The 1,275-nt window shown below is 66.9% G+C and carries 2 pseudogenes; one reads left to right on the top strand and one right to left on the bottom strand.

Annotation, left to right across the window (positions count from 1 at the left end):
- A pseudogene (locus AB1460_RS37555) lies at positions 1-127 on the bottom strand (IS5/IS1182 family transposase); the annotation flags it as partial.
- 244 nt (positions 128-371) lie between these two features.
- Here AB1460_RS37555 and AB1460_RS37560 point away from each other — a divergent pair.
- Positions 372-1,151: pseudogene (locus AB1460_RS37560) on the top strand (IS110 family transposase); the annotation flags it as partial.
- Positions 1,152-1,275: the final 124 nt, after the last annotated feature.

Consider the following 1,275-nt stretch of genomic DNA (forward strand, 5'->3'; position numbering starts at 1 on the left):
CGCTGTCGTGCAGGTTCGCCGTGGAGACCGCCACGACCAGCGGCAACCCGGCCCCGTCGGTCAGGACATGGATTTTCGAGCCCGGTTTGCCGCGATCGACCGGGTTCGGACCCGTCAGGCTTCCCCCGTTACCTTCTTGGTGGCCCCGCAACGGGGCTCCCGGCCTCCGGACCTGGCATGACTTGAGCCCCTCGTCGGTCATGATCGAAAAAGTGGTGTCACCAGGTTCCGGAGGCATCGGCAGACCGCTGATCAGGGGCATGACCGTGGAACTCATCGTGAGCGAGACAGGCTCTTCGTAACGTGGATGCCGGCACGCTGATGCCGCAGGTGAGGCCGGGCAAGTAGACAGCGCTCGCGGGAGACAGCACGTGATCGATACCGGTGGCATCGACGTCTACCTGGGCCTGGACGTGGGCAAGGGCGAACACCATGCCACCGCCCTCACCCCAGCCGGGAAGAAGGCGTTCGACAAGCGGCTACCCAACAACGAACCGAAACTGCGGGAGGTATTCACCTGGCTGCAAGCCAAGCACGGCACCGTGCTGGTCGTCGTCGACCAACCCGCCTCCATCGGCGCCCTGCCGCTGGCCGTCGCCCGCGACACCGGCTGCCGGGTCGCCTACCTGCCGGGCCTGACCATGCGGCGGATCGCCGACCTCTACCCCGGCGAAGCCAAGACCGACGCCCGCGACGCGTTCATCATCGCCGACGCGGCCCGCTCCATGCCGCACACCCTGCGCGACCTCGCTCCCGACGACGACACCCGGGCCGAGCTGGAGATGCTCGTCGGTTTCGATGACGACCTCGCCCAGGAGGTAACCCGCACCAGCAACCGGCTACGTGGCCTGCTCACCCAGATCCACCCCTCGCTGGAACGCGTGCTGGGACCCCGCCTGGACCACCCGGCCGTGCGCACCCTGCTGGAACGCCACGGTTCCCCAGCCCAGATCCGCAAGGCCGGACACCGCCGCCTGGTGACCCTGCTGCGGCCCCAGGCACCGCGCATGGCCGAACGCCTGGTGGAAGACATCTTCGCCGCCCTGGACGAGCAGACCGTGACAGTACCCGGCACCGACGCGGCGACGCTGATCATTCCCAGCCTGGCCCGTTCCCTGACCGCCGTCCATGACCAGCGGAAACTCCTCGCGATAGTGCCCCGTGGAGTGGTGTAGATCGGTTCGCGTTTCACTCTGCGTCTTTCGATATTATGCGACTTGGAACTCGGTCGCGTCGAGAGTAATCGGGGTAATCTCCGGGACTGTTGTGGTGGTG

The organism is Parafrankia sp. FMc2 (genome assembly GCF_041008525.1).
In the GTDB taxonomy this organism is placed as follows: domain Bacteria; phylum Actinomycetota; class Actinomycetes; order Frankiales; family Frankiaceae; genus Parafrankia.